Below are 25,363 nucleotides of genomic sequence, written 5' to 3'. Positions count from 1 at the left end.
GGCGTCGTGCTTGGTTGTTTAGTTGGCGAAGTGCAGGTGGCCCTGGGAGGGGACCGACTTCTCAACCTCGTCGATCACCGCGAGGGCGAAGTCCGGGCCCTCGATGGTGGATTTGCCGTTTTCGTCGAGGAGCGCGATGCCGGGGCTGGTGCGGTAGGTGCCGCGGGGCTCACCGTCCGGCTGGTAGGCGCCGAAGGTTGCGGCGGGGCTCATGAAGACCCAGTTGAGGCCGTCCGGGGCGCCGGATTCGAGGCTGGTGAGGACGCTGTTCATTTCCGCGGCCTCGGCGGCGAACTCGGGCGGGAGGTCGTTGGCTTCGACGAAGCGCGGTGCCCCCGGGGCCGGGCGCAGGGAGCTGAAGCCTCCGACGACGAGCAGGCGGGCACCGGCAGCGGCGGTCTGCGCCGCGATGGTCTTGTAGGTTTCGACGAGGGTGCCCTCGCTGCCAGCGCGGGGTGAGAGCGCGCCGATGACGACGTCTGCGCCATCGATTGCGGACGCGGCGTCGCGGGCGTCGCCCTGGAGGTAGCGCACGCCGTCCAGCTGTGTGGCGGGCAGCTTCCTGCTCAGTGAGGTGATTTTGTGTCCGCGGGCGGCGGCTTCCTTGACGATGTGCGAGCCGGCGTAGCCGGTGCCTCCGATGACGGTGATGTTGGCCATGGGTGATTCCTTCTTGCTTGTTTTATGGCTTTGTGAGCCCTTAGTAGTTACCATAAGAGACTAAGAACCCGTTGGGAAGAAGGCACTTTGTGGTAACCAAGGTTGAAGGCTTGTTTGGCGAGGGTCGTGACGGCCGTGGAATTGGTGATCCCTACGATCCTGAGTGCCCCACGCGGCTGATCCTGGACAGGATCGGGGACCGGTGGACCGTGCTGCTCGTGGGTGCACTTGGTGGCGGGAAGGCGCGCTTTTCCGAATTGAAGCGGCGGGTGGGTGGGATCTCGCAGAAGATGCTGACCCAGACTTTGCGGCAGATGGAACGCGACGGCCTGGTGACGCGCACGGTGTACCCGGAGGTTCCGGTCCGGGTCGAGTACGAACTCACCGGGGCGGGACTTTCACTGCGCGGGCCGCTCAAGGCGCTGGAGGAGTGGTCCATCGAGCACCTCTCCGGGGTGTTGGCGGACCAGAAGGTGTACGACGGCCGGGAGGCTGCCACGCGGTGACGGGCGATTGATGCCGCGTTGGTGAAAATCGGTGTTTATCTGATGCCGCGTCGGCGAGGGGCGGGGCGTCAGTTGAGCGGGATCAGCCACTCCACCGTGAGGTAAATGCAGGCGGCGACGGACATCGCTCCGGTGACTATCGCAGCGATCCAGAAAGCCCGCCGCCGTGTCTTGACGGCGAGGCCCAGCAGCAGCGGAAACGCCACCATTGCCAGGGTAAACACGAACCCCGTGATCCCGAGGGCAATGCCGGGCGCGGCGGAGGTCGACTCGAGCGTGCCCGTCATGACGATGATTGAAAGCAGCGGCAGCAGCACCACGGGGTAGGCGAGCAACGCACAGCCGACAAGCGTGATGCCGACAGCCCACCAGACGGACCGGTGCGGTTCGGGCGGGGCGGCGGGTGCCTTTGAGCGGGCGACGGCCAGGCGCTGGGAAGGAATCTCACGGTGTGGTCGGGGCATGACTACGTTTTTACCATGCGAGTCTGGAGGGGCGCTGTGATGACGGGACGTTACGGGCGTCGGAGCCCTCGACGGTGTCGGTGCCCGGGCCTATGGTGGAGGGTAAGGGGCCGCCGCGTCCCTGTAGGAGGGTGAACCATGGCTGCACCACTGATGACCGACAAGCTGCGCCGCCCGCTGCGCGACCTGCGGATCTCCGTCACGGACCGCTGCAATTTCCGCTGCGTCTACTGCATGCCCAAGGAAATCTTCGGCCGCGACTTCGTATTCATGCCGCACGACCAGCTGCTCACCTTCGAGGAAATCACCACACTCGCCCGCATCGCCGTGGGCCACGGGGTGCACAAGATCCGGCTGACCGGCGGCGAGCCGCTGCTGCGCCGGGGCATCGAGGACCTGGTGAGGATGCTCGCCGAGCTGCGTACTCCCGACGGACAGGCGCCGGACCTGGCCATGACCACCAACGGTTCCGTCCTCGCCCAGAAGGCGGAGGCGCTCAAGGCCGCCGGGCTGGACCGGGTCACCGTTTCCCTGGATTCCCTGGACGACGGCGTTTTCCAGGCCATGAACGACGTCGCCTACCCGGTGGCGAAGGTGCTGCACGCGATTGATGCAGCGCAGGAGGCTGGGCTGGGGCCGGTCAAGGTCAACATGGTGGTCAAGCGGGGGCTGAACGACCACAGCATTGTGGAGATGGCCCGGCATTTCCGGGGCACCGGAATCATTCTGCGGTTCATTGAATACATGGATGTGGGCACCTCGAACGGCTGGGAGATGGGCCAGGTGGTGTCCTCTGCCGAGGTCATGGAGCGGATCAACGAGGTGTTTCCCGTGGAGCCGCTGGATGCGAACTATGCGGGCGAGACCGCCCAGCGCTGGCGGTACGTGGACGGCGCGGGGGAGATCGGTGCGATTTCCAGCGTGACCCGGGCGTTCTGCGGCGGTTGCACGCGGGCGAGGCTGTCCGCGGACGGCAAGCTGTTTACGTGCTTGTTTGCCACGAAGGGAACCGACCTGCGGGCACTGCTGCGCGACGGGGCCACCGACGGCGAACTGGCCGGGGCGCTCGGGGCCCTGTGGGGTGCGCGGACCGACAGGTATTCGGAGCTGCGCAGCGCCAGCACGCCGGGGATGAAGAAGATTGAAATGAATTACATCGGCGGCTAGGCCCGTGCTGTCAGAGGGTGAGTTCGCCGATCCAAAGGATGTAGGCGGCACACGCGCAAATAACGGCAGGCAACGCGAAGATGGCACCCGCGAGCCACTGGGACCGGCGCCCGGTGACAACGGCCATGCCGCAAATGACCGGCGAAATGAGCATGCCCAGCATGGCGATCCCCACTCCCAAGAGAAGGAGAAGCTCGGCCCAGTCGTAGTCACCGGAGCTCTGGGACATCGACAAGCCGTAGCCGCCCCATACGAGCAAGACCATGCCGTAGAGGAAGGGGATGGCGAAGAGTGCCCAACCGCCCACGGCGCACAAGATGCCCCAGAGGATGCTGCGCTTCCGGCGGGTGGCGGTGGACGACACGGTGGATGCTCCTTGGGGCGGTTGCGGGGACATTGGCAGGCGCCGGCGGTCAGCCGAGGTTGGCCATCCAGCGGAAGATGAAGTAAACCATCACGGCGACGGTGGGGATGCCGGTGATGATCGCCGAGCGCCACATGGCCTTCTCCCGGAAACGGACGGCGTTGCCCAGGAATTGCGGGAACGCGATCATGCAAAACAACAGCAGTGCGCCAAGGAACATCAACGACAGGTTGCGCGCGGTCCACATGCCCTGGTCCGGCCGCATGATCTCGGCAAAAATGGTGACAGCCATGAGGATGATCGGCAGGATCACCGCAACCCACGCAACGAGTGTGGTCACGGCGCCAGTGAGTTGTGAACGCTGGGGAGCAAGTGCTTCGCCGTGGGGTGCAGGGGTGCCCGGTGAATCAGTCATGTTCTATTTCTACCAGCCGGAGCCCGGAAGCGTCTGTTCGTGGCGGTGGCGCTAGTCCGAGCAGATGCCACTTTGGTCGGTGCGGAGCTGAGCGCGATTATGGAAGTCCGGACTTCCCGACCGGCCTGTTGGTACTGAGTGGAGCCAGCCGCGGGCTTTTGGCAATGCACATTGTCCGGCGCGCCAATGCAGGCAGGGGAATGCGCAGATTGTAGTTTCCAGAACGCGCTAATGCGGGCCGTACCTGCAAATTCGCTCACTTGGCCCTAGATTTGGCGGACGGGAATGGTGGGAACGAGCCGAGCCGCGAGCTGCTAATGCGGTGGCTCCATCAAACCTGCTCTGGATGGCATGGGTACATGAAGGCGGCGCTAGAACGCGGCGTTATGGTGGCATGTGTCCTTGGAGTGCGGGCCAAACTGAAGGCAGTGAAATCAGGAAGCGGCTACAGACTGAAAAAACCGTGAACCTGGATCGCGAGAACAGTAATGACAACATCCGTGAACGCCACCTGTCCGCTTGATTGTGACTTGCCAGCGGTTGAATGGCTATGCATGCAACGCCAACGACCCGACAGCGGTCAACCTCAGTGCGGTGCGCAGCACATGGATGAACGCAAAGTGGGCGGCCGAAGCCGGTCACGTGGACACGAGATGACATTCTTTTGTGACACAGTTGCACCAGCCGCATAATTGTAAGATACACTGAATTCGGCTAATATTAGCCGTCAGTTATAATTTAGGGGAAAAGATGCCTGGAGTAAATCTTTCGACTGCCGAAAAAAGCCTTCAAAAGAAATGGGACGCTCCTAGCTATAAAGCAAACTACTTGCGATCAATTCAGATTAAGCCGCTTGACGCCGAAGCCAAAGTTACAGGCATACGCGGGATACAAGATATTACAGTAGAGTTCAATTATCCGGTAAGTGTAATAGTCGGCCCTAACGGGTGCGGAAAATCTACGATCCTAAACATCGCCGCCTTGTCTTATAAAGGGTTACGTTTTACGCCAACATCGCGAACAAGTCCGGGATATAGATTCCCTGACTTCTTTTGCTCTACAAGAAATGAAGATCAGCCACAGAACTTTTCCATCACTTGGAAGTACGTAACGAAAAGTAATCAAGACAAGCAAACCGTAATGCAGCGAAAGTCCACTAGTAGATGGATGCGCTATGAACGACGTCACGATGCTGAAGTTATCCATCTCGGGCTCTCCAGAATAAGCTCATGGTCAGAAAGCCCTTCGCACAAGCGTGCCTTCATTTCTGAAAAGTCTCCACAGGCTACTGTACATAGTGATTGGGTGTCCAGTTCCATGTCAAAGATCTTTAGCCGCGAATACTCGAATTCATCGTCCTTGGCTGCCGGAAAGTTTGTCGTGCCTCAACTTCAGCGGCATTCTGGAAATCGCTACAGTGGATTCAATATGGGAACTGGAGAAGCGGCGACGCTCTCAATTCTCTCAGAAATATCAAATTGTCCCAAAGGTACATTGGTGCTGATTGAAGAGATTGAAATGGCAATTCATCCCAGCGCTCAGGCCAAATTTGCACAGGTTCTAATTGATCGGGCGTTGGAGGAGGATCTGCAGATTATCTGCACGTCGCACTCTCGATGGTTCATAGATGCACTGCCAAGGCAGGCTCGACTGCTGATTCAGGTGAATGGTGATTCCCATACATGTATACCGAATGTTACGACCAGGTTTGCAGAAAGCTCACTCGCTGGAAAGTTTCAAAGTGAGTTGCTGGTCATTTGTGAGGATCCAGTCGGCGCAGCACTTGTTGAAGCGTCACTGCCCATGGTAACCAAGAACCGGATCGATATTGTAGCTTGTGGGTCGAAGCATGAGTTGTCAATTGCTGCGGCTTATGCGCGACGCGCAAATGAAAATATTCCAATACTTATAGTTTGGGATGGGGATGCAACTAATGCGGAAATTCGTGATGCATCAAGCAGGGCTAATGGTGGAAAGGGTCTTGATGGTGCTCCGCGAATAGAGTGGACTCGAATCGGCCCACCGCAGATTATGGAATCTAACTATGTTCACAGCAAAACTGACGCTCCGGAAATAGTAATCAAAGACGGAATTCTTGCAGACTATAAAGCCGTGGCTCGCGTTGCTGGCATGTTGGGGGGCGAAGCCACTGACGTGCGTGAGATTATCCAATCTGCCGCCATTGGGGTAGGGGATCATCATAATCTGTCCTACGATATTGGCCAGCGGACGGGGCATGCAAGCGAGTATATAACGCAGATTCTGGCAAAGTGCTACGTCGAGTCTGTGCAGCGTAGTGTAAAAGCTGACCTACCAGTAACTACCAGTATTAATTCAATTCTAGAGCATGGCTGTGGCCAGTTTATTAGTCCTGGTGGTATAGATGAAGGGTCGACCAAAATTGGTTAGGTTCGAGGGCTGAAGAGAGTCTATTTTGGGGTGGTCGGTGTTGAGATGGGCGCGCATTTACCGTGTATTGCGATCCGGGGTAGATCTCTCGTTGACGACGTCTGCTGCTTGTTGTTTGGTTGATTGAATTTGCGATACGTCATGGCTAATGGCATTGCTGTGCATAGCGCTCCTGGCTTTCACGTTCCAGCGCAGTGAAACGGTTGGGATGGCCGCCGAGCGGCCATCATCCCAAAGAAGATAGATTCTTCTGTCGCATGCAGGGTTTCATGACGAGACCCGCCTTGGCATTTAGGGCTGCTGTGGTCGGTGTCGAATTAGCGCAATATCTTTATGTTGCCCCGGCGCTACAGATACGTGAAGGTCAGGAAGTCGTAGCCGACGAACGCCACGGGAACCGCCAGCAGTGCAGTGACCAGCCATGCCCACGCCCTGTTGGTGGCCACGGCAATACCGAGAAATGCAGGTCCTGCCGCGAGGCACGCCATGGCCGCCATGACCGAGGTGCTGCTGCCGCACTCCCTGGTGCTGGTTCCCGCCGACACGCACTGGCCGACCGTCCCGGCATAGCCGGCGAACACCAGCAGGGGCACCGCAGCGAGGAGCCAGCCAGTGGCGGCCAGCCCGATGCCCAGCTTGATCCTCTTGGGAGTCATGCTCCATTGAACCCTCACATCCGCGCCCCCGTCCATCACGACTTCCGGGGGACGGGCGGCAGGTGCCGTGCGCTGGAAGGCGGGGACCGGCGTCGTACATAATTTGAGGGAAAACTATAGACGCACGTCTCAACTGGGTGTATCCTCCATCACCGCCTATAGTGGTCTGGATGACATTTGCCGGATGTCAAGCACCAGACTGAATTTTTTTTAGGAGCACTGTGCACGATCGTATCCGCCATGCCGGGTTGTTGGAGAAGCGAATGTCAGCGGAGGCGGCGGCCGCGCTGATCAAGCCGGGAATGACGGTGGCCATGAGCGGCTTTACCGGTGCCGGCTACCCGAAGGCGGTCCCGCAGGCCCTCGCCGTGCAGATGGAAACCGCGCATGCCGCCGGCGATTCCTTCAAGATCAAGGTGCTTACGGGTGCCTCCACCGCCCCCGAGCTCGACGGCGTGCTGGCGAAGGTTGGCGGCATGGAGCTGCGGCTGCCGTACATGTCGGACCCGGCGCTGCGCAAGCGGATCAACGACGGCGACCTCGACTACATGGACATCCACCTGAGCCACGTTGCACAGCACACCTGGTTCGGCTTCTACGGCGGCATCAACATTGCGATCGTTGAGGTGGTGGGCATCCGCGAGGACGGTTCGCTGATTCCGTCGTCGTCGGTGGGCAACAACAAGACCTGGCTGGACATGGCCGATGCCGTGATCCTGGAGGTCAACAAGCAGCAGTCCGAGCTGATGGAAGGCATGCACGACGTCTATTACGGCACCGCCCTGCCGCCGCACCGCAAGCCGGTCCAGCTCACGGCGCCTGAGGACCGCATCGGCCAGCCGTACCTGGACGTTGACGTGGACAAGGTCATCGCCGTGGTGGAGACCGACGCGCCGGACCGCCTTTCCGCGTTTGCCGCGCCGGATGAGGCCTCCAACCAGATCGCCCAGCACCTGCTGGATTTCTTGGACGGCGAGATCAAGACCGGCCGCCTGACCGACAAGCTGCTGCCGCTGCAATCCGGCGTGGGCAACATTGCCAACGCCGTGCTCGCCGGGCTCTCGCGCGGCGGGTACCGCGGGCTCAAGGCCTACACCGAGGTCATCCAGGACGGCATGCTGGAGCTGATCAAGGACGGCACCATCGAGTTCGCCTCCGCCACCTCCTTCTCCCTGTCCGAGGCCGGCATCGAGGAGTTCAACCGCAACGTTGACTTCTATCGCAGCCGCATCCTGCTGCGCACGCAGGAAATCTCCAACCACCCCGAGCTGATACGCCGCCTGGGCTGCATCGCGCTCAACGGGATGATCGAGGCCGACATCTACGGCAACGTGAACTCCACCCACGTGGTGGGCTCGCACGTCATGAACGGCATTGGGGGCTCCGGCGACTTTGCCCGCAACGGCTACCTGGGCGCGTTCATGTCGCCGTCCACGGCCAAGGGCGGGAAGATCTCCGGCATCGTGCCGATGGCCAGCCATGTGGACCACACTGAGCACGACACCATGCTCATCATCACCGAGCAGGGCCTGGCTGACATGCGCGGCCTGGCGCCGAAGCAGCGTGCCCGCCTGGTCACCGAGAAGTGCGCGCACCCCGACTACAAGCCCATGCTGGAGGACTACTTCGAGCGGGCCTCGCGTGAGTCCTACGGAAAGCACACCCCGCACCTGATGGGCGAGGCGCTGTCCTGGCACCAGCGCTACATCGAGACCGGCGACATGCGCCTGTAATTCATCACGTGCCGGCACGTCCAAAAATGCCTTGTTCCTGCAACGTCCACGTTGCGGGGATGGGGCGTTTTTGCCTTCCGGCCGGATGCGGGGCACCGTGGACGCGGCGTTCCGGCGGCTGCCTGGCGACGGCCAGGTGTTCAGGACCGGCAAATTGCGAAGTTGATTTGGTAGTATCCGGTGACCCGCGACAGGGCCGCCAACGAACCGGTGAATGGAAATTTTCCACGAGCCAGCCACAGAATGGAACGCCACGTGAAAACGAACGCCAAAGCCGACTCCAGGGCTCCGGTCATGGTGAGGTAATTGCTGTGGGGTGCTAGGTGGTGTTCTTGATTTTGTAGCGCAGGATGAGCTCGGTGCTGGGGTAGCGAGTTTCGGCGCTGTTTAGGTGCTCGCATAGTTGGGCGGCGGCCGCGGTTTTGGCCTTGGTGGGTAGCGGGTCCAGGGTGATGGTGAGGAGGCCGGGCTTGGTGGTGTCGATGTCGCCGGGCTGGTTGAATATCTGACGCATGAGGGCGTGGGCTTCCTGGCTGGCGCGCCGGTAGCCGGTGTTGGTGCGGATCTCGCGGGCGATGGTCATCGCGGTGTTGTAGGCGGCCATGCGGATGCCGGTATGGATGAGCTTGACCTCGGTATCCAGGACTTGCTGGCCCGGGTTCAGTTCCCCGAGACGGAGTTTTGCCGGAATGGCTTTGTGAGCCTTCTCGGCCGCGATCAATGCGTTTTCGGCGTCCCAGAGCGGTGCCATGGCCTGGTTGTGCATGGCGCTGGTGACCGTGACAGCCAGTTCCGTGGAGCCTTCTGCCGGGGTTTTCAGCGCCATCAGGTTCGTCTCGGCGATCGCAGCGGCCTCGGCATGAGCATTCCGGGCGGCAACGACTTTTTGGTACGCCTTGGCCTTGGCAGGGTTCGGCACCATCCGCTCCTCATCGTCACCGGTGCTGGTGTAGGAATCGTGGGAGTCAAGATCGAAGTGCATCCGGGCGTAGCGGAACTGATTTTCCTGCCTCCACCTATTGCCCATGCGATACACAACCTCCCCGGCACTCATGGTCCGGTCGGTGGTGAGGATATGGATTTGCCTGCTCCCGTCACCGGTGGTGCCCACGACCCTGCTGATCTGCCGGATCGTGAAGACTTCACCGCTGGTCTTGGTCGTTGCCAGGGGCAGATCAACGAGCGTGTCCGCCACCGACCATTTGCGTCTCTGCCCGTGGTCGTCGGTGTGCGTGACCTCTGTGAAGAGATCTTCGCTGATGTCCTCCGTAACGCCTTTGCGCCAGGTCAACACATCAAAACCGGCTGAGTCCATGTGCTTGAACAATGCCGGTGACCAGCCGCCGCGGTCGAAGCCGACCAACACGCGCCGGTCATCCCCAACGGCTGTGCGCAGCTCGGGCAGGAGGTCGCGCAGTTCGGCGGCCAGGGACGCGCCGGGTGCGGCCATGACAACGAAGACCGGTGAACCATGGGCGTCGGTGACCCAGGTTTCTTCGGTCGCCGGGACTGGGAACTTGAGCCTCGTGGAGTAGATCTTCCCAATCTTTTTCGTGCCTTGATAGGCGCGCACGTGCCCGTCAACATAAAGCACCGCAGCCAGGTCCTCCCCGCCAGGCCCGGTGCCTGTCAGATGGTGTTTGGCCAGGGCGGCAATCAGTTCCCCGGCCTTGCCGGTTTCGGCGAGTTGGCTGATCCGGCGGCGGATGGTTTTTACTTCCGGGGCCCGATCCAACCCCAACACCCGCCCGAGCTCACCCGGGTCAAAGCGCGTCGCGCCCTCAGCCCTAGATTCCCCGGCCAGTGCTCGCAGCACGCTATCAATCAGGACGGTCTCGAGGCCGTAGAAACCATTCGGCAACGCCCCGTACACCTCTTTCGCACAGCTGATCAGACCGGTGGATTCCAGTGCGGGGAAGGCCAGGAACAAGCCGGCGTGGCGAACGTTGGCGGCCGGGGCAAACAAAGGCGCTGCAGCCTCGAGCAGGCCGGCAGCGGCCCGCTCGGCATCGCGGGCCACCGGGGCTGGTAAGAGCGGCAGTGCACGCTGCCCCGCTGCTTCAAGGGGTACCAGAGAATCGTGGGCAGCATCAGTGGTCGGTGTTTCTGCCGTGGTGGTCATGGCCATGGCGCGCCGGACCGTGTCGGTGGAAACCCCCGTCGCTTCAGCGGTGGCCCGCAGGCTCAAACCGCCGGCACGAATAGCACGAATTTCTGCTGCTTTGGCTTCCGTGAGCAGGGAAGGGCGTTTGGGTCCCTTCTTTACCGGTGCCAGGCCCATCAGGCCAGTGCCTTCAAGGGACTTGCGCCAGCGCCGCAACGACTCCGTGTTGACGCCGAAAGCTGCGGCGACCTCGTTGACCTGGGCGGCACCGGTATCGACCAGTTGAGAGGCCGCCAACCGGCGCAGACCGTCCTGGCCCGCACCCCACACATAGGCCAGCTGCCCGTTAATGAAGACCTTGCCACCAGAGGCGTTTTCCAGCAGGGCCGCACGCTCGCCCATGAGCACAGCGCCAAGGTCCGGAAGTACGGGAAGGGCGGTTTGGGTAGTCATTGAAACCATTGTTTCACCCACCCACACAAGAAATCATCACGCCTTTATTATCTCACAACAGGCGTGAAATTAACAGCCTCAGCCGCAGTAAGAACCGCGGCAATTCAACAAACTACAAAAACCGCGCACTGACCATGTCCGGAGGCCTGGACTCAGGGCTGAAGACGTCCAAGATCATTGTTTGGGCGGCGCTGGCCGCCGTCATCATCGCCGCCGTGGTTGCCGTGATCGTGGGGGTGTCCGGGTCCAAGGGCAGTGACGGCGCCAAGGCTGCACCGGAAGGAACGGCCGTGCAGGCCTCGAACCTGGTGCGCGAGAACAGCAGGGTGCTGTCCCAGGCCAAGGACGAGAAGGCCGTCCTGGTGGAATTCCTGGATTTTGAATGCGAGTCATGCGGTGCTGCCTACCCATTCGTGGAGGAGCTGCGCACCAAGTATGGGGAGAATGTCACGTTCGTCCAGCGCTACTTCCCGCTGCCCGGCCACCGCAACTCCATGACCTCGGCTTTGGCAGTGGAAGCGGCGGCCCAGCAGGACGCCCACGAGGCCATGTACAAGAAGATGTTTGAAACCCAAGCCCAGTGGGGCGAGTCCGCGGACGACAAGAGCGCGGTGTTCCGCGGTTATGCGGAAGACCTCGGCCTGGACATGACCGCCTTCGACGAGGCCGTGGCAGATCCCGCCACCAAGGCCCGCGTGGAGCTCGACAAGGCGGACGGCGCAGCCCTTGGAGTCACCAGGACCCCCACGTTCTTCCTGGACGGGCAGGTCGTCAACTTCCAGACCCTGGAAGAGTTTGAAGCCGCCGTCGCAGCAACCGCGGCGAAGTAAGCATTGGCAGTGGACCTGCAGGATGCCATGCGCCAGCCAACGGCTGGACCCGACGCAGAGCCGCCCCGTAAACCGGAAAGCCAGGTTCCCGGCTTCGCGCGAAGACGGGCCTTCGGCGTCGTCCTGCTGCTCACAGGTGCCGTGGGCTGGGCGGCCTCGGCCGTCCTGGTCCTGGAACGGCTAGCCATGTACCGCAATCCAGGCCACATCACCAGCTGCGACGTCAACCCCTGGGTGTCCTGCGGCCGCGTCATGGGCACCTGGCAGTCGGAGTTGTTTGGCTTCCCCAACCCAATAATCGGGATCGTGGCCTTTGCCATTGTGCTGGCCACGGCCATGGCAGTTCTCGCCGGCGCCGAACTCGTGCGATGGTACTGGCTCGGCCTGCAGGCGGGTGTGGTGCTCGGGGCTGTCTTGGTCGCCTGGCTGTGGAGCCAGGCGCTCTTTGAGATCTATGTCCTGTGCCTTTACTGCATGGTGGTTTGGGCGGCAATGGTCCCGCTGCTGGTCCTGCTCACCGTGCGCAACCTCGTCCACGGAGTCATCGCCGCCCCACAAGCGGTGACGGCCTTCGCCGCCAACTGGGCCGGGACCATCGTGGCAGCAATCTACGTGGCGATCGCCCTGTCCGTGCTGGTCCGCTTCTTCCCAGCCATCACGGGAGGATGACGGAGGCACCCAAGCCGGGTGTCCGACGTCGTGCATGGACTTGGACGCGGAGTTGTCCCGGCGCCGGCACCACACTGAGAACGGCGGCATGCGCCTGTAAATATTCGCGGTCCGGCTGGTCCGGAAATACTCCATTCCTGCAGCGCCTATGCTGCAGGGACGGGGCATTCTTGCGGTCGGACAGGGCAGCGGAGCAGCCCGGGCAGACGGCACAGCGGCTTTCAGGGCGCATCCTGGAGTGGCAAAAATAGTCATCTGGCTCTGGAAAGCAGACGGCTTGATTTGATAGTTTTTTGCTCGGCTGCGCTGGACGCCGCGGCAGGCTCTGGCCTTTTCAAGCCACATAATTGGGGGAATTACATGGGGAAGCAATTGTCTGCCCTGGCAACAACGGCGCTGGCGGCGGCCCTCGTCCTGGGCGGTGCCGCCGCGGCGCCCGCAGATGTCGTGGACGGAAGCGGGGGCGGCTACGCATCGTGGCTGCTGACCGGATCCGCTCCGTCCTATTCGGGCAGCCTTGACCTCGGCGGCGGATTCCCGGAAACCAGCTTCACGGCATCCAGCCGCCAGTTGACCTCCCAGACCGGTAGGTCAACTTTCCTTCCTGCCGGAAGTGCACCGGGCCTGGTCTTCGGCTCAAGCCAGAATCAGGGGTACATCAACCAGCGGCCCCTCAAGGACACGCCCACGGATCCCGGAATCACCACCTACACCTTCAGCAAGCCAACGCCGTCGGGCGCGTGGGGCTTCATCCTGGGCGACATCGATGCCGACAAGGCCGTGGTCTCTGCCTTGGGCGCCAACGGCCAGCCCGTGGCAGTGGCGGATCTTGGCTTCCAGGGCGTGTTCAACTATTGCGACGCACCGGCGCCCAGGCCGTGCACCGGTGATCCCGAAGGCTTTGACCTGCCAATGTGGGACCCGGCCACGGGGACGCTGCTGGGCAGCGGATTTGGCAGCAACCGGGACACCGCCGGCGCTTCCGGGTGGTTCATGCCGAGCGTGCCGCTGACCAGCCTGACCGTCACCTACACCAGGCTGTCGGGCCTGCCCGTCTACCAGACATGGTTCGCCACGGTGGCGCACAGCATCTCCGGCACGGTTTCCGGCGTCCAGGTTGCCGGCCTGGCAGTCACGCTCAACGATGGGCAGGGAAACCCCGTGGCCTCCACAGTCACCGATTCCTCCGGCGCCTATGCTTTCGAGAACTTCCTTGCGCTGGACGACTACACCGTCAACGCCACGCCCGCCGAGGGATTTGAGTTCGAGGGCGGACCCAGCCAGGCGGTCGAGCTTGGGCAAGGGGATGTCGGCGGCGTGGACTTCCGCCTGACGGCGATTATTGTCCCCACCAAGTCCCCGACGCCGACCAAGTCGCCGACGCCGACCAAGTCGCCGACGCCGACCAAGTCGCCGACGCCGACCAAGTCGCCGACGCCGACCAAGTCGCCGACGCCGACCAAGTCGCCGACGCCGACCGGTACACCCACGGGCACTCCGACGTCCACCGGTACGCCAACCGGCACACCGACGGAAACGGGGACCTCGACCGTGGATCCAACGGATGCACCGACACAGTCACCCACCACGGAACCGGCAACGTCTTCGACCACCCCTGTGGAACCAACTGGTCCCGGGACCATGGAAGCTTCTGGTGTCTCGACATCCACGGCCGCTGCGGTGACCCCCGACTCCGCCACGCAGCAACCAAGCAACACCGCCCGGGCACTGGCCGCCACCGGAGCGGACAAGGCGGGACCAGTTCTGCTGGCCGTATTGATCCTGTTGGGGAGCGGTGCTGCCATGGTCGGAGCGGCCCGGCGCCGCCACCGGCATTGATGCCACAGCTGCCTGGCGCCCGGCCCGGCGCTGAGCGGCGACATGATGGGATGGCAGCAAAAATGCCCCGTTCCTGCAGTTCGAATCTGCAGGAACGGGGCATTTCAGCGTTGCCGCGCGGTGCTGCCTAGCCGTTGCTGGGGCGGCGGCTGCGCCATACGGCTCCTGCTCCCAGGATCAGGAACAGGACGGACAAGGTGATGTTCCATCCAGCGTCCAGGCCGGTACGGGCCAGGGGTGCAGGGGAGGACACCACGGGTGCCGGCTTGATGACTGCCGCCAGGGGCGCCGGGTTGGCGGCGGGCGGTGCCGGGGGAACGACCACTGCCGGGCAGTTCACCGTGTCAAAGGCGACCACATAGGTGGCGGCGGTGCCGTTCTTGTTGGCAGTCCAGCCCTCGGCCTTGCCCAGGCTGTAGCCGCTGGCTGCGGTTGCAGTGACGTTGACGGTCTCGCCGTTGGCCACGTTGCCGGACGTGGCGTACGTGATGCCCTTGGTGCTGGCGAGTGTCATGGCGGGCTGGGTGACCTTGCCATCCGTGCACACGGCCTGCTTGATGCCGGGTGCGGCGGGGGTCGCCTCGACGGTGCAATCCGGTGCGGCATTGAAGGCGACCGTGTAGCTGGCGGTGCCGTCCTCGTTGAGGGTCCAGCCGTCGGTTTCGGTGACGGCGTGGCCGGCTGCAGGGGTTGCGAGAACCGTGGCGGTCTTGCCGACAGCGACGGTGCCCTCGAGGGTGTACTTGATGGTGTCGCTGTCCTTGGGCAGAGTCAGGGTCGGATCGGAGACAACACCCGGTGCGGTGCAGGCCGCCTGGGTGAAGGTCGGCGCCGTCGGACTTGCAGGATCAATGCAGTCCGGTGCGGCGGCGAAGACCACCGAGTAGCTGGCGGTGCCGTCCTCATTGAGGGTCCAGTTGCCTGTGTCGGCAAGGGCCATGGGCTCAGGCAGGACCTCCAGCTCGTAGCCGTCGTCCGGGGTGGCCGTCACGGTGACGGTGTTGCCGGCGGCGACGGTTCCGGTGTTGGAGTAGCTGATTCCGGTGACCGTGGTCCAGGCCAGCGAAGGTCCGGTGGAGGTGCCGGGGCCGGTGCAGACCTGCTGCTCAACGACTGGTGCCTGCGGTGTTGCCCCGATGATGCAGTTGGGGATGTCGAAGGTGACGGTCAGTGTTGCCGAGCCGTCCTCGTTGAGTGTCCAACCGTCCACGGCGCCCAGCGTGTAGCCGGCATCCGGGGTGGCGGTGATGACGACGGTTGCCACGGCTGCGACCTCGCCTTCCTTGGTGTAGCTGATTCCCTTGGTCGACGCCAGCACCAGGGTTGGCGGCACCGGCGAGCTGGCGTCCATGCACACCGCGCGGGTGATGGCCGGTGCCACGGGCTCCGCCTGGACTATGCAGTCGGTGGTGTCGAACGTGGCTGTGTAGACCGCCCTGCCCTCATTGACTTCCCAGCCTTCGCCGAGGGTGATGCTGTGGCCGAAGGCTGGGGTGGCGATGACCAGGACGGTGTTGCCTTCGGCGATGGTGCCTTCCATTGTGTAGGTGATGGTGTCGGTGTTCTCCGGGACCGTCAGTGTGGGTGTGGTTGCCATGCCCGGTCCGGTGCATTCCGCCTGGGTGAAGGTTGGCGTGGCCGGGGTGGCGGGGACGATGCAGTCCGGTGCCTCATTGAAGGTGACGGTGAAGGATGCCGTGCCGTCCCCGTTCATGGTCCAGGTTCCCGCGGCCATGAAGGTCATGGCGCCGCCCGGAAGGACCAGGCGGTAGCCGGGGGCCGGGGTTGCCGTGACCGTGACCGTGTTGCCGGCGGCGATGGTGCCTTCGTAGGAGTAGCTGATGCCTTCGACGGCTGTCACGTTCAGCGTTGCTTCGCTGGCGGTGCCGGGCGCCGTGCAGTCCTGCTGCTCGTACGTCGGTGCCGGCGGTGTCACCGGTTTGATGCAGTCCCTGACCAGGAATTCGACGGTGAAGGTGGCCTTGCCGTCAATGGCTTCCCAGCCTTCGCCGAGGGTGATGGAGTGGCCGAAGGCCGGAGTGGCGACGACCTTGACGGTGTTGCCTTCAGCGATGGTGCCTTCCGTTGTGTAGGTGATGGTGTCGGTGTTCTCCGGAACCGTCAGGGTGGGTGTGGATGCCGTGCCGGGGCCCGTGCATTCCGCCTGGGTGGCGGTTGGCATGGATGGGGTGACGGGGACGATGCAGTCCTCGGCAGCCTTGAATGTGACCGTCAGCGTGGCCGTTCCGTCGGGGTTGAGGGACCAGTCGCTGCCGGCCGGGACCGCCAGCTTGTAGCCGTCATTGGCACTTGCGGTGACGGTGACGGTGTTGCCGGCGGCGACGGTGCCTGCGTAGGAGTAGCTGATGCCGTCGACGGCGGTCCAGGTCAGTGTTGGGCCTGTGGAGACTCCGGGGGCCGTGCACTTCTGGTTCTCGACCGTGGGGTTCAGCGGTGTGGCCGTTACGGTGCAGTCCTTGTCGATGAACGGTGCCGTAAAGGTTGCTGTCCCGTCACTGTTGAGGTTCCAACCGTTGCCTGCGGTGATGCTGTGCCCGAAGGCGGCGCGAGCGGTGATGTAGACCGTTTCACCTTCGGCGACAATGCCTTCAACGGTGTAGCTGATGGTGTCGGTGTCCTCCGGGACTGTCAGTGTGGGGGTGGAAGCCGTGCCGGGGCCCGTGCATTCCGCCTGGGTGAAGGTTGGTGTGGCCGGGGTGACGGGGTCGATGCAGTCAGGGGCAGCATCGAACTCCACCTCGAGCGTGGCTGTCTTTCCGTCCTCACTCACGTCCCAGCCGGCCGAGGCTCCAAGCTCGTAGCCTTCGCTGGCCGTCGCCGTGACGGTGACAGTGCTGCCGGCCATGGGTGACAGTGCGCTGACGGAATACGTGATGCCGTCAGTTTCCGCCAGGTGCAGCGTGGGTTCGCTGAAGGTGCCGGGGCCGGTGCAGACTTCCTGGGTGACGGCCGGTGCCTGCGGTATTGCGGTTTCGAGGCAGTCGTCGGCTGCGGCGAATTCCACCGTGAATGTGGCGGAGCCGAGGCCATCCAGTGCCCAGCCGTCAGCGGCCGTCAGCTTGTAGCCGGGGTTGGCGGTGGCCTTCACGATGACCGTGCCGCCTGGCGCGACGGTGCCGATGGTTGAGTAGCTGATGCCATCCGTTGTGGCCCAGGCCAGTGACGGGCCGGTGGAAGTGCCGGGTCCGGTGCATTCCTGCTTGGTGACGACCGGTGCTTCCGGTGCAACGCCCACGGTGCAGTCCTTGACGACGAATTCGGCAGTATGTGTGGCGGTCTTGCCGTCCCCGCTAATGGTCCACCCGTCGCTTGCACCCAGTGTGTATCCGGTGGCGGCGGTGGCCGTGACGACCACATCAACGCCGGGTGTTACCGTCGTCGGGGTGTTGGAGTAGGTGATGCCCTCGACTGCGTTCCATGTCAGTGAGGGGGCCGTGTAGGTCCCGGGTCCGGTGCATTCCTGCTGGACGACAGTGGGGAGAAGCGGCGCCACTGCGACGATGCAGTCGTTGACCGCGAAGGTGATCTCCTTCGTTGCCGTGCCGTTGGCTCCGGGGGCCCAGCCGTCGACGCTGCCCAGCGTGTAGTTGGCGGCCGGGGTGGCCGTCACGGTTACGGTCTGGCCCTGTGTGTAGGGGCCGGCAGGTGAGACCGTGTACACGATTCCCTCGGTGGCGGCCATGGTCAGGGTCGGCGCTACCGGGACTCCCGGCGCCGCGCACCCGCCCTGGTGCAGAACCGGTGCCGCAGGGAGGGCTTCTTCGATGCAGTCTGGATTGCCGAATGTGACCGAGAAGCTGGCCGTGCCGTTGGTGTTGAGGATCCAGTTGGCGGCGGCCGTCAGTTTGAATACTTCGGGCGGGTTCGGGGATGCGATTACCGTGACCGTCTGGCCGGCGGCGACAGTGCCATTGATCGTGTAGGTGATTCCCGGAGTCGTGGCGAGTTGAAGTGTCGGCGCCTGCTGCGTGCCGGGGCCTGTGCATTCCGTCTGGACAACAACGGGTGCAACGGGCGTGACTGGGACATCGGTCTGGCAGTTGTTGTTCCAGATGGACTGGCCGATGAAATCCCAGTTTTGGCCCGTCGCGCTGTATCCGGGGATGGGTGGGAAGATGTCGCCCCACTTGCCATCCGCGTTCGTTTCCGGGAATTGCGGGCCGGTGTGGCTGGCGTGGCCGGTCTTGAAGGAATCCAGCGAGGTTTCGATGCGGTCCTTGTAGGGATTTGAGAAGGAATTGGTGGCGTGGCAGAAGACAACCTTTTGCTCGTCCGCGCTTGGGGCGGCGTCGAGGGGAGCTGCCGCCGGGGCCTGCAGCTCCGCCTTTGCCTGTGAGGGTGCCTTGGCCGCTGCCTTCGCCGGTGCCGGTGCAGCCGCGGGTTCTGGATCCGGTGCTGGTGCCGGTGCCGCGTCGAGTTTGGGTGCGGGAGCTGGGGCAGGTACAGCAACAGGTGCTGGTTTCGGGGCTGGTGCAGGGACCTGCTCCGGGGCAGGTGCATCCGCTGCAGGAGCGGCAGGTGCATTCGCTGGGGCCGGTGCTGCCGGCGCAGGTGCCACGGGTTGGGGTGCAGGTTCTGGCTCGGCTGCCGCGGGAGCCGGGGCTTGTGCCGGAGCGGGCTCGGCCGCTACGGGTTCGGGAGCCGCTGCCGGAGCCGGAATGGGTTCAGCCGCTGCCGGCTCGGGTGCCGCTTCGGCTCCGGCAGTTTGGGCCGCAGGGGCCGCTTCGGCCGCCGCCTTGGCTGCAACCGGTGCTTCGGCGGGCGCTTCGCTGGAAGCTGTGGTGCCGGTCGCGTCGTCGGCGCTGGCCGGGTTGACTGCGAGGCCTGCCAGACTCGCGAATGTGAGGGCAAGGGCTGCGGTGAAGGCAAGGAACTGGTTGAACCAGGTCCATGCCGGCGCTGCACCTCCCTGCCGGTGTAGAGACCTTCCGGAATTGCGTAACATGACTCCCCATTTCCTGAACTTATTAGAACTTTCGGTGGTGCTGAATTCTTGGCCGCCGCCGTGGATTTGACGGCAGCCAAAGGTGAAAGAACTTCCCCCTGCTGCAGGGCTGGAATGGAAAATCAAGCAGCTTGTTCAATGGCACGTTTAAGGGCCGGTTGGATAAGTTCCAATCGGTCCTTTAAATTTGCATGCGAACAACATTTCTTCTTCTCCGCCCAGCCTCAGATCAGTACCGTGAGGCTATGTTTGTGAGGTGGGGCGCATCTAGAGTGGCGAACACTCGCACTTTGGCCCAATTTCACTCGCATCGCGTGTTGAGTACTCAGTTAAATGTCCTGACGTCCGTAAAATGGCGGCCGGGCAGTGGCACTGGACCAATCGCCGCATGCCCTGTCCGGTCTCAGCGGCGAACCGGCGCACCCACGGTGGCCGTCCGGCGTCGTGCTCGATAAATGGAAGAATGAGGGGCGTTGTCCGGAGATGTTGGGGACGGCGCCGGACCGGGCTGGCACAAAGGAGAACTTGATGGACGTGGTGCTGGACGAGGCGACGGCGGTGCCGGCCCGGCTGCAAGACCAGATGAAGGCGTGGCGGGAGGACCTGCTGGCACTGGACCGGCGGCAGCGTCTGCTGTACTTCCAGCACCCGAAGGTGGGGTCGTTGGAATTCCTGCTGCCGGACATGACCGAACTGGAGAGCTGGCTCGAATCCGGGCCCGTCAACTTGGCCGCCAACCCCGTCGGTGCCGCGGGGCCGGCACCCAGGAAGCGCACCGCCACGGTGCAGGACAAGAATGAGTCCGAAATCCTGGCCACCTGCCGGCGCCTGCACCAGCGTTCGGAGCAGGAGTATGCAGACCGCGGTGTCTGGATCCTGTACGTGGGGCTGGGCATGCTGAACTGGGTGGACCCGGACGACGGGAAGCCTGCGAGCAGCCCACTGAAGCTTGTGCCGGTGCGGCTGCAGCGCCACGGCACGCGGTTCCGGCTGCGCCGCACGGGCGACGAAGCCGTAGTCAACTCCTCGCTGGCCCTAAAGCTGCAGCGCGACTTTGGCCTTGCCCTGCCGGAATTTGACGACCCTGACTTCACGGTGGAGGAACTGGTGGCCGGGGTGCGCGAGGCGATAGCGGGAGAGCCGGGTTGGACAGTGGACGGCCGCAGCATCCTGAGCCCGTTTACCTTCCACAAGGAGGCGATGTACCAGGACCTGGCGGCCAATGAGGAACGGATCATGGCCAGCCCGCTGATCCAGGCCATGGCCCTGGGGCCGGACGCCGGGGCCTCGGACACCCTCAACTTCGAGCTGGCCGACGATGCAGCGCTGGACGAACTGGTTCCGCCGGAGACGCTGCACAACATCCTCGACGCCGACGCCAGCCAGCGCAGGTGCATCATCGCCGCCAGGGAAGGCCGCAGCTTTGTCATGGACGGCCCGCCCGGCACGGGCAAGAGCCAGACCATTGCGAACATCATTGCCGAGCTCATGGCCGTGGGAAAGACCGTGCTGTTCGTCAGCGAAAAGGCCGCCGCGCTGGACGTTGTGCGCGACAGGCTCACGGCGCAAAAACTGGGCCCCTTCTTGCTGGAGCTCCACAGCCACAAGGCAACGCGCAAGCAGGTGGTTGAGACGCTCGCCCGCGAGATGACGCACAAGCCCGTGGGCCGCAGCAGCCTCGACGCCACGGAACTCTCGCGGCTGGAGACCTCCCGGCTGGACCTCAGCGGCTACGCGACCGCCATGAACGAGCTCCGCGAACCGCTGGGCCGCAGCCTGCACGCCGTGCTCGGGCGGCTGCTGGAACTGGCTGTCCCCGAGAACTATACGGTGGGCAGGCCCGAGGACTTTGCGCAGCTCGACGCCGAATTGCTGGGGGAGATCCAGCGCAAGGTCGGGGAGCTCTCACGCGCCTGGCGCCCCGCCGAAGAAGGCGAGGACTTCCTGTGGCGAGGCCTGGCCTCACCCGGAACGGACGCCGCCGCCATCCGTGCTGCCGCCGGTGCGGCGCTCGCCGTTGCGGAACAGTGCACGCCGCTGGTCGATGCGGCCCTGCGCCTGGACGCCCGGCTGCCGTTCCTGGCCGTGCCGATGAGCCGGGCGGGGATCCGGCAGCGGCAGGGGGCCGCGGAGCTCATCGCCTCCCGTCCGGACGTCCCGGACCACTGGCTCACGGGCGACTTTGCCGCCGTCGAACAATGCGCGGCGCAATGGCGTGACAACCTTGCAGCCCGCGCAACGATGGTGGAAACGATCGGCGCATCCTTCATCGAGTGGACCCCCGCTGACGGGCCGGCCGCGCTCAACCGCGCCCTCGCCGACGGCCGCGACATGCCCGTCCCGGGCGGGCTCGGGCAGCTCACCGTGGCCCAGGCGCTGGCGCTGCGGGAGCAGCTCCATGGCGCGGCCGGGCACCTGCGCGCGCTCCTGCCCGACTCCGCCCACCTGGCCGGGCTGTTCCAAACCGGCACTGACGGGCTCAGCCTGCGCAAGGTTGGGGTGCTGTGCGAATTGGCGCAGCTGAGCCGGATCGACCGCCGCCCCGAGGCCGACTGGCTGGACCCCGCCGTCCACGCCTCGCTCGAGGAAAGCGTGCGCGTTCTTGGCGGTGCCGTGGATGCCGTGCGCCAGCTGGAGATCAAGCTGCGCGACACCTTCACCCCGGCTGTCCTGGAGCTTGACCTGCAGGCCCTCAAGCACCGCTTCGAGACCGAGCACAATGGCTTCTTCAGCCGCTGGTCCGCTGCGGCCCGCGCGGATCGGGCCCTGCTGCGCCCGGCCACCCCGCACGGAGTCGTCAACAAGGAGACGGTGGCCGCGCTGCCCGATGCCATTGCCTGGCAGGGCGCGCTGGCCCGGCTCTACGACGCCGAACGCAGCTACGGCCCGCGCCTGAAGAGCCACTACCAGGGCCTGCAAACCGATTTCTCGCGGGTCCGTGCCGCCATTGACATGGCCCGGCAGGCCTCCGTGCTGGCCGGGGACGATGTGGACCTGGCCGGCCTGGCCGCGCAGCTCTCCAACAACTACCAGCCCGACCGCCTGCTCCTTCCCGTTGCCGGGAACATCACCGCGCGCACGGACAAGCTGGCGGCCGTGTTCGCCGCTTCCCTTGACATCGATTTCCAGGGTTGGGCGGTACAGGCCCCAATCACCGAGGCCCTGGCCCGCACGGCCTCATTTGCCGCCGTGCTGGATGATGCCGAGCCAGCCCTGGCCCGCCTTTCCGCCATGGGTGCCGCCTCCCTGACACTCGACGGGGCCGCCGCCGCACTCGAGGCGATCGCCGGGCTGGGTGCCCTGGATGCCAAGAACGACGCCGGTGCTGCCGCCGACTCTGCGCTGCTGGGCCGCCACTTCGCGGGGCTCGAAACGGACTGGGAGGCCCTCGGGGCGGACCTTGCCTGGTGCCGGGAAGCGCGGCCCGCGCTGCAGGCGCCCCTGGACGAAGCCGCCCTGGCGCTCCTGGGCGGGTTTACCGCCGTCGGACTTGGCCTTGAGGAGGCAGCCGCCGCATGGGACGGCGCCGTGGCCTCCCTCGCGGCCCTGTTTGACGGGGTGGAGGCGGCCGGACTGGCGGAGATTTTGGGCCGTGACGTGGCGGGGTCGGAGGCCCTGGCCCGGCACATGCACGATGTTGCGGCCACGGACATTGACGCGTGGAATGAGTTCCGCCGGCTGCGGGACTGGGCCGCCGGGCACGGGCTGGGCGAGGTTGTTGCCGGGCTGGAGCGTGCGGGCGCGCAGGCCGTGGAGCTGCCCGCCGCCCTGGAGCGGGCGGCGCTGGAGCCGTGGCTTGCGGCCGTGGCGGCGGCGGATGCGCGGCTGGCCGACTACCGGGCCGGCAACCGCGACGCGCTCGTGCAGGAGTTCCGGGCGCTGGATGAAAAGCTCATCCGTCATGCCTACTCATCCGTGGTGGCGGCGTGCACGGCGCGGCGGCCGCGGTCCATGTTCGGTGCGGCGGCCGTCATTGTGCGGGAGGCGCAGAAGAAGGCGCGGCACAAGCCCATCCGCACCATTCTGGAACAGGCGGGGGAGGTGGCGCAGGCGCTCAAGCCGTGCTTCATGATGAGCCCGCTGGCCGTCTCGCAGTACCTTCCGGGGGACATGCGCTTTGACGTGGTGATTTTTGACGAGGCGTCGCAGGTCCGGCCGGCCGACGCCGTCAACTGCATCTACCGCGGCAGCCAGTTGATCGTGGCCGGCGACCAGAAGCAGCTCCCGCCCACCTCGTTCTTCACCACGGCGCTGGATGAGCCCGACGACGGGCCGGACAGCTTCGACAGTGTGCTGGACCTGTGCAAGGCATCGGGTGCGATCGCCTCGCTGCCGCTGTCATGGCACTACCGCAGCATGCATGAGGACCTCATCAGCTACTCAAACTTTGGCTTCTACGAGGGCAGGCTCAACACGTTCCCGGGTGCCGTCCACGCTTCACCGGACCTGGGCGTGCACCACGAATTCGTGCCGGGCATGTACCTGCGCGGCGCCGGCGCCACGAACCCGGTCGAGGCTGAGCGGGTGGTGGACCTGGTCATCGGGCACCGCATCAACAACCCCGGCCTGTCGCTGGGCGTGGTCACCTTCTCCACGGCCCAGGCGGACGCCATCTTCGACGCCATCGAGCGGCGCTCCGTGGCGGAGCCCGCCCTGGCCGGGCTGCTGGAGGACCGCGACCGCCTCCACGGCTTCTTCGTGAAAAACCTGGAATCGGTGCAGGGCGACGAGCGCGACATCATCATCTTCAGTGTCGGCTACGGCCCCGACGCCAACGGGAAACTGGACATGAACTTTGGCCCGCTGACCCGCAAGGGCGGCCAGCGCCGGCTCAACGTGGCCATCACCCGCGCCCGCCGCCGCGTGGAAATCGTCAGCTCCTTCCGGGCCGCCGACATGCGCGAGGGCACCTCCGAGGGCAACCGGCACCTGCGCAACTACCTGGACTTTGCTGCCCGGGGCACTGCCGCACTGCCTGCCGCCGCCGAAACCGCGGAGCCCGGCGACTTCCTCCTGGAGTCCCAGGTCCGGGCCGCCGTCGAGTCCCTCGGCTACAAGACCGTTGCCCGGGTGGGCTCGGCCGCGTACCGGGTGGACATCGGCGTGCTGCACCCCTCGCTTGAGGGCACCTTCCTGCTCGGTGTGGAGTGCGACGGCGGGGCGTACAGTTCCGCGAAAACCGCACGCGACCGCGACCGGTTGCGCGGGGCGGTGCTGGGCAATCTCGGCTGGACCATGGCGCGCGTCTGGGGGCTCGCCTGGCACCGCGACCCGGCCGGAGGGCTGGCGCGGCTCAAGTCCGTGCTGGATGCCGCGCTGGCCGCGGCGTCCGCGGTTGAAACGTCGGGCGGCACGGGGACTGCACCGCACGATGCGACGGCAGCGGCCGCTGAACCTGCCGGGTTGGCGGGGGTGCCCGCGGTGGGTGCCGTGGAGGAGACGGGCCTCGACTTTGAAGCCGTGGACTTGTTCACCGCACCTGACTGGAGCATTGACTACAAGCAGGCACGGTACAAGCGGGGCGCATCGGCCGTGCAGCCGGGGTCGCCCGAGGCGTTGCCTGAGCTGATTGCGTTTTGCGAAAAGGTTCTGGCCGTGGAGGCGCCGCTGCACCTGGACCTGCTGCAGGCGCGGCTGCGGGCAACATGGGGCGTGGGCAGTATCGGCTCGCGGATCAAGGCAAACCTGCTTGAGGCCCTCGCCCGCACCACCGTCAACGGTGTGGGCGCCCGTCTGGACAACGACTCCTTCATCCGGCTCGGCCCGCCCGGTCCCGTGGCGGTCAGGCGTTCTGGACCGGGCGGCGTGCCGCGCAGGGCGTCGGCGATTGCCCCGGAAGAGTTCGACGAGGCGCTCCGGCTGATCCTGCGCGACTCCATGGGGTCCACGGAAGAGCAGGTTGTGGCGGCGCTGCGCTCCGTGTTCTCCTGGCAGCGCACCGGCCCGGACATCCAGGCCGCCGCCAGCCGCTCTATCTACCGCAGCGTCCGCAACGGCGTGTGCGAAAAGGACCCCCAGGGCGTCTACCGCCTCGCGGAATAGCAGCCTCCCTCCTTCCCACCTTCCCTCTCCCTCCTTCCCTCTCGACGCCATCGCAGCATTGGCGGGTTTTTCGGAGACGCTGTCGC

The 25,363-nt window shown here is 64.5% G+C and carries 15 protein-coding genes; 8 read left to right on the top strand and 7 right to left on the bottom strand.

Features of this window, described 5'->3' with window-relative positions; all coding sequences use genetic code 11:
• Positions 1-18: 18 nt before the first annotated feature.
• Complete coding sequence (locus JOF48_RS02745) at positions 19-660, bottom strand: NAD(P)-dependent oxidoreductase (RefSeq protein WP_209677076.1); 642 nt, start codon at positions 658-660, stop codon at positions 19-21.
• An 89-nt stretch (positions 661-749) separates the two neighbouring features.
• Here JOF48_RS02745 and JOF48_RS02740 point away from each other — a divergent pair, with 89 nt between their 5' ends.
• Positions 750-1,166 carry a winged helix-turn-helix transcriptional regulator gene (locus JOF48_RS02740; protein ID WP_342591138.1) on the top strand — a complete coding sequence of 139 codons (417 nt, stop codon included), beginning with the start codon at positions 750-752 and terminating at the stop codon, positions 1,164-1,166.
• A 68-nt stretch (positions 1,167-1,234) separates the two neighbouring features.
• On the opposite strand, the gene JOF48_RS02735 is transcribed toward JOF48_RS02740, so the two are convergent.
• Positions 1,235-1,630, bottom strand: coding sequence for a hypothetical protein (locus JOF48_RS02735; RefSeq protein WP_209677074.1), 396 nt, complete (start codon positions 1,628-1,630; stop codon positions 1,235-1,237).
• Positions 1,631-1,768: 138 nt separating this feature from the next.
• On the opposite strand from JOF48_RS02735, the gene moaA reads away from it, so the two are divergent.
• Positions 1,769-2,797: a GTP 3',8-cyclase MoaA gene (gene moaA / locus JOF48_RS02730; RefSeq protein ID WP_209677072.1), complete on the top strand. Its 1,029-nt coding sequence runs from the start codon at positions 1,769-1,771 to the stop codon at positions 2,795-2,797.
• A 10-nt stretch (positions 2,798-2,807) separates the two neighbouring features.
• Here moaA and JOF48_RS02725 read toward each other — a convergent pair whose 3' ends face one another.
• Entirely contained in the window at positions 2,808-3,161 is a 354-nt protein-coding gene (locus JOF48_RS02725; RefSeq protein WP_209677070.1) for a hypothetical protein, read from the bottom strand.
• 49 nt (positions 3,162-3,210) lie between these two features.
• Entirely contained in the window at positions 3,211-3,576 is a 366-nt protein-coding gene (locus tag JOF48_RS02720; RefSeq protein WP_209677068.1) for a hypothetical protein, read from the bottom strand.
• A 750-nt stretch (positions 3,577-4,326) separates the two neighbouring features.
• Here JOF48_RS02720 and JOF48_RS02715 point away from each other — a divergent pair.
• Entirely contained in the window at positions 4,327-5,985 is a 1,659-nt protein-coding gene (locus tag JOF48_RS02715; RefSeq protein ID WP_209677066.1) for an ATP-dependent nuclease, read from the top strand.
• Positions 5,986-6,332: 347 nt separating this feature from the next.
• On the opposite strand, the gene JOF48_RS02710 is transcribed toward JOF48_RS02715, so the two are convergent.
• On the bottom strand, positions 6,333-6,641 hold the full coding sequence (locus JOF48_RS02710; protein ID WP_209677065.1) for a hypothetical protein: 309 nt from the start codon (positions 6,639-6,641) through the stop codon (positions 6,333-6,335).
• Between the two features lie 221 nt (positions 6,642-6,862).
• Here JOF48_RS02710 and scpC point away from each other — a divergent pair, with 221 nt between their 5' ends.
• Positions 6,863-8,374 carry a succinyl-CoA:acetate CoA-transferase ScpC gene (gene scpC, locus JOF48_RS02705; RefSeq protein WP_209677063.1) on the top strand — a complete coding sequence of 504 codons (1,512 nt, stop codon included), beginning with the start codon at positions 6,863-6,865 and terminating at the stop codon, positions 8,372-8,374.
• A gap of 319 nt (positions 8,375-8,693) precedes the next feature.
• Here scpC and JOF48_RS02700 read toward each other — a convergent pair whose 3' ends face one another.
• Positions 8,694-10,931, bottom strand: coding sequence for a putative transposase (locus tag JOF48_RS02700; protein ID WP_209677061.1), 2,238 nt, complete (start codon positions 10,929-10,931; stop codon positions 8,694-8,696).
• Positions 10,932-11,065: 134 nt separating this feature from the next.
• On the opposite strand from JOF48_RS02700, the gene JOF48_RS02695 reads away from it, so the two are divergent.
• From JOF48_RS02695 to JOF48_RS02685, 3 genes are all read left to right on the top strand, one after another.
• Positions 11,066-11,761 carry a DsbA family protein gene (locus JOF48_RS02695; protein ID WP_209677059.1) on the top strand — a complete coding sequence of 232 codons (696 nt, stop codon included), beginning with the start codon at positions 11,066-11,068 and terminating at the stop codon, positions 11,759-11,761.
• 27 nt (positions 11,762-11,788) lie between these two features.
• A complete protein-coding gene (locus tag JOF48_RS02690) occupies positions 11,789-12,430 on the top strand; it encodes a vitamin K epoxide reductase family protein (RefSeq protein WP_209684060.1) in 642 nt (213 codons plus the stop codon).
• A 360-nt stretch (positions 12,431-12,790) separates the two neighbouring features.
• Complete coding sequence (locus tag JOF48_RS02685; protein WP_209677057.1) at positions 12,791-14,269, top strand: carboxypeptidase-like regulatory domain-containing protein; 1,479 nt, start codon at positions 12,791-12,793, stop codon at positions 14,267-14,269.
• Between the two features lie 127 nt (positions 14,270-14,396).
• On the opposite strand, the gene JOF48_RS02680 is transcribed toward JOF48_RS02685, so the two are convergent.
• The gene (locus tag JOF48_RS02680) at positions 14,397-19,235 is read right to left on the bottom strand and encodes an InlB B-repeat-containing protein (protein WP_209677047.1); all 4,839 of its coding nucleotides are present in this window, start codon (positions 19,233-19,235) and stop codon (positions 14,397-14,399) included.
• A 528-nt stretch (positions 19,236-19,763) separates the two neighbouring features.
• Here JOF48_RS02680 and JOF48_RS02675 point away from each other — a divergent pair.
• Positions 19,764-25,277, top strand: coding sequence for a DUF3320 domain-containing protein (locus JOF48_RS02675; protein WP_209677045.1), 5,514 nt, complete (start codon positions 19,764-19,766; stop codon positions 25,275-25,277).
• Positions 25,278-25,363: the final 86 nt, after the last annotated feature.

It is taken from the genome of Arthrobacter stackebrandtii, assembly GCF_017876675.1.
Lineage (GTDB): Bacteria > Actinomycetota > Actinomycetes > Actinomycetales > Micrococcaceae > Specibacter > Specibacter stackebrandtii.
The sequence above is the reverse complement of the archived record's forward strand: the minus strand, read 5'-3'. Positions and strand labels throughout refer to the sequence as shown.

What these genes read in the sequence shown, in the direction of transcription:
- JOF48_RS02690 (WP_209684060.1), top strand. Translation starts at nt 11,789, where the DNA reads ATGCGCCAGCCAACGGCTGGACCCGACGCAGAGCCGCCCCGTAAACCG.
- JOF48_RS02700 (WP_209677061.1), bottom strand. Translation starts at nt 10,931, where the DNA reads ATGACTACCCAAACCGCCCTTCCCGTACTTCCGGACCTTGGCGCTGTG.
- JOF48_RS02735 (WP_209677074.1), bottom strand. Translation starts at nt 1,630, where the DNA reads ATGCCCCGACCACACCGTGAGATTCCTTCCCAGCGCCTGGCCGTCGCC.
- JOF48_RS02715 (WP_209677066.1), top strand. Translation starts at nt 4,327, where the DNA reads ATGCCTGGAGTAAATCTTTCGACTGCCGAAAAAAGCCTTCAAAAGAAA.
- moaA (WP_209677072.1), top strand. Translation starts at nt 1,769, where the DNA reads ATGGCTGCACCACTGATGACCGACAAGCTGCGCCGCCCGCTGCGCGAC.
- JOF48_RS02680 (WP_209677047.1), bottom strand. Translation starts at nt 19,235, where the DNA reads ATGTTACGCAATTCCGGAAGGTCTCTACACCGGCAGGGAGGTGCAGCG.
- JOF48_RS02720 (WP_209677068.1), bottom strand. Translation starts at nt 3,576, where the DNA reads ATGACTGATTCACCGGGCACCCCTGCACCCCACGGCGAAGCACTTGCT.
- JOF48_RS02710 (WP_209677065.1), bottom strand. Translation starts at nt 6,641, where the DNA reads ATGACTCCCAAGAGGATCAAGCTGGGCATCGGGCTGGCCGCCACTGGC.
- JOF48_RS02745 (WP_209677076.1), bottom strand. Translation starts at nt 660, where the DNA reads ATGGCCAACATCACCGTCATCGGAGGCACCGGCTACGCCGGCTCGCAC.
- JOF48_RS02695 (WP_209677059.1), top strand. Translation starts at nt 11,066, where the DNA reads ATGTCCGGAGGCCTGGACTCAGGGCTGAAGACGTCCAAGATCATTGTT.
- JOF48_RS02685 (WP_209677057.1), top strand. Translation starts at nt 12,791, where the DNA reads ATGGGGAAGCAATTGTCTGCCCTGGCAACAACGGCGCTGGCGGCGGCC.
- JOF48_RS02675 (WP_209677045.1), top strand. Translation starts at nt 19,764, where the DNA reads ATGGACGTGGTGCTGGACGAGGCGACGGCGGTGCCGGCCCGGCTGCAA.